2 protein-coding genes and 1 pseudogene are annotated in these 3,248 nt (G+C 74.7%); 2 read left to right on the top strand and 1 reads right to left on the bottom strand.

Going from position 1 to position 3,248, the window contains the following annotated elements; genetic code table 11:
- Nucleotides 1-599, bottom strand: a 599-nt coding sequence (locus IH13_RS45440) for a hypothetical protein (RefSeq protein ID WP_234433516.1), incomplete at its 3' end; no start/stop codon positions are given.
- On the opposite strand from IH13_RS45440, the pseudogene IH13_RS45435 reads away from it, so the two are divergent.
- Together IH13_RS45435 and IH13_RS39460 are read left to right on the top strand one after the other, a co-directional pair.
- Nucleotides 598-963: pseudogene (locus IH13_RS45435) on the top strand (ketoreductase domain-containing protein); the annotation flags it as partial. The gene IH13_RS45440 and the pseudogene IH13_RS45435 sit on opposite strands and share 2 nt — an antisense overlap.
- Before the next feature lie 139 nt (nucleotides 964-1,102).
- Nucleotides 1,103-3,248, top strand: a 2,146-nt coding sequence (locus IH13_RS39460) for a type I polyketide synthase (RefSeq protein WP_234433515.1), incomplete at its 3' end; no start/stop codon positions are given.

Raw genomic sequence — 3,248 nt, 5'->3', positions numbered from 1 at the left:
CCACCGACGTGGCAGCCGCCCTCACGGCGACGGGCGCCGAGGTCCGACGCATCACGCTCGGCGGCGCTTTCGACCCCGAGTCCGCCGTGCGCGCCGCCGGGGCCGGGCCCGTCCACGTCATTCACCTGGCCGGACGCGACCGCACCGCCCCGGACGCCGTGGAGCACGGCTTCCACGCGGCTCTGGCCCTCCTGCGGGCCTGGCAGCGCGAGCGTCGCGACGCGCTGCGCTATCTGTACGTCCACACCGAGCCCGCTCCGTCGCCCGCCCAGCCGGCGATGGCCGCCTTCGCCCGCACTGTGCGCCTGGAGCAGCCGTCGGTCGCCCTCGGCGTCCTGGCCCTCGCCCCGGGGCACCCGCTCGCCGAGGCCGTCGTCGCCGAACTCGGCGCGGACGGCGGCCCCGAGGTGCGTGCCGGCGCGGAGGGCCGCACCCGCCGCGCCTGGCGGCACGTGAGCCTCCCGCCCGCGCAGGGCGCGGTGTTCACCGGTGCCGGCGCGCACATCGTCACCGGCGGCACCGGCGCTCTGGGCCTCCTCGTCGCCGAACACATCGCCGCCGCACGGCGGGCCGCGGGCCTCACCCTGTCTCTTATACATGTGTATAAGAGACAGCATCGTGCTCGCCGCGCGCACCGCGCCCGGGCCGGAGACCCGGGCCCGTGCCGAGGCACTCGGGGCCCGGGTGGTGCTCGCCGACGTCACCGACCCGGCCGCCGTGCACGGCCTGGTGGCCGAGGCCCGCCGGGCGCACGGCTCGGTCAGCGGCGTCGTGCACGCGGCCGGCGTCCTCCGGGACGGGCTCATACGTGCCAAGCGGCGGGCGGACGCGGACGCCGTCCTCGCCGCCAAGGTGCACGGCACCCTGTTGCTCGACGAGGCGACGGCGGACGAACCGCTGGACTACTTCGTCGCGTTCTCCTCCGCGGCCGCCGCCTTCGGCAACGTCGGCCAGAGCGACTACGCCTTCGCCAACGCCTTCCTCGACCACTTCGCCGAGGAGCGCGAGGGGCGCCGCCGGCAAGGCACCCGGCACGGCCGCACCCTCGCGGCCGCCTGGCCGCACCCTCGCGGCCGCCTGGCCGGTCTGGGCCGACGGCGGGATGCGCGTCGACACCGACGCCGAGGCAGCCATGGAGCGTGTGCTCGGCATGCGCCCGCTGCGCACGGCTCCCGCCCTCCAGACCCTGGACCGCGCCTTGGCCCACACCGCACCGCGCCTCCTCCTGGCCGCCGGCGACCCCGACCGCGTCCTTCGGGCCCTCGGAGACACCGAGCCGTACAAGGACGAGTCCGCCACCGCCGCGCCCGGAGCGCACGAACGCGCCGAGGAACTGGTCCTGCGGCTGCTCGCCGAGGAGCTGAAGCTGCCCGAGGCGGAGATCGCCCTCTCCGAACCCTTCGACCGGTACGGCGTGGACTCGCTCATCACCATGAGCCTCATCCGCCGCCTGGAGGAACACGTCGGACCGCTGTCGAAGACCCTGCTCTTCGAGTACGTCACCGTGCGCGACCTCGCCGGCCACCTGGCCGGGGCCCACCCCGGCGCGTTCCCGGCCACCACCCCCGACACTCCCGCGCCGGTGGCGACCGTGCTTCCGGCCGGGCCCGCCGAGTCGGCCGCGCCCGCCGCGCAGGACGCCGACATCGCCGTCATCGGCGTCGCGGGACGCTACCCCCAGGCCGGTGACGTCACCGAGTACTGGCACAACCTGCGCGCCGGCCGGGACAGCGTCGAGGAGGTCCCCGCGGACCGCTGGGACCACACCCGGTTCTACGAGCCGGACAGGTCCGCGACGGGAAAGACGTACGGCAAGTGGGGCGGCTTCGTACCCGGCGCCGACCGCTTCGACCCCCTCTTCTTCCGGATGTCGCAGATCGAGGCCGAGCACACCGACCCGCAGGAACGGGTGTTCCTGGAGACGGTCTGGCATCTGCTGGAGGACGCCGGATACACCCGCGGGCAGTTGCGCGGCGCCCGCACCGGCGTGTTCGTCGGCATGATGTACGGCCACTACCAGCTGTACGGTGCCCAGGAGGCGCTGCGCGGCGAGGGTTTCGCACCCTCCTCGTCGTACGCCTCGGTGGCCAACCGGGTGTCGTACTTCTTCGACTTCACCGGCCCCAGCGTCGCCCTGGACACCATGTGCTCCTCGTCGCTGGTCACCATCCACCAGGCCTGCCTCGCCATCCGCAACGGCGACTGCGACGTCGCGGTGGCCGGAGGGGTGAACATCTCCAGCCACCCGGTGAAGTTCCTCCAGCTCGCCCAGCGCGGCTTCCTCGCCGAGGACGGGCGCTGCCGCAGCTTCGGCGAGGGCGGCACCGGGTACGTACCCGCCGAGGGGTCGGGTGCCGTCCTGCTCAAGCGCCTGGACGCGGCCCTCGCCGACGGTGACCGGATCCTCGCCGTGGTCAAGGCGTCCGCCGTCAACCACGGCGGTGCGGGAGCCGGTTACAGCGTCCCCAACCCGAAGGCCCAGGGCGACCTCGTGCGCACGGCGCTGGACCGGGCCGGGCTCGTGCCCGCCGACCTCGACTACCTGGAGGCGCACGGCACCGGCACCGCGCTCGGCGACCCGGTGGAGATCACCGGCATGCTGCGCGCCTTCGGCGACGAGCCGCCCGAGCGGCTGCCCATCGGCTCGGTCAAGTCCAACATCGGGCACGCCGAGTCGGCCGCCGGTATCGCCGCGATCACCAAAGTGCTGCTCCAGATGCGGCACGGAGAGCTGGTGCCGTCCCTGCACGCGGACCGCCTCAATCCGAACATCGACTTCACGGCGACCCCGTTCGAGGTCCAGCGCGAGCGGGCGCCCTGGCCACGCCGCGTCCTGGCGGACGGCGGGGTACGTCCGAGGACGGCGGGCGTGAGTTCCTTCGGTGCGGGCGGCACGAACGCCCACATCATCCTGCAGGAGTACATCGGCGACGGAGACGGCGCCCGTTCCGGGGCCGCCCCGGCCGGTCCCCAGCTGGCGGTGCTCTCCGCGCGCGACGCCGGCCGGCTGGCCGCGCAGGCCCGGCGCCTCGCCGGCCACCTGCGTGCCGAGGACACCGCAGCGACCCCCGCACAGATCGCCTGGACCCTCCAGACGGGCCGGGAGGCGATGGCCCACCGGCTGGCCGTGCTCTTCCACGACCTGCCCGAACTGTGCGACCGACTCGACGAGTTCACCGGGGGAGGCACCCCGGCCGGCAGCTGGACCGGAGTGGTCGACCCGCGTCGGCCCGCCGCGGCCGAGCGGC

The organism is Streptomyces sp. NRRL WC-3549 (assembly GCF_000721935.1).
Classification (GTDB): Bacteria; Actinomycetota; Actinomycetes; order Streptomycetales; family Streptomycetaceae; genus Streptomyces.
The sequence above is the reverse complement of the archived record's forward strand: the minus strand, read 5'-3'. Positions and strand labels throughout refer to the sequence as shown.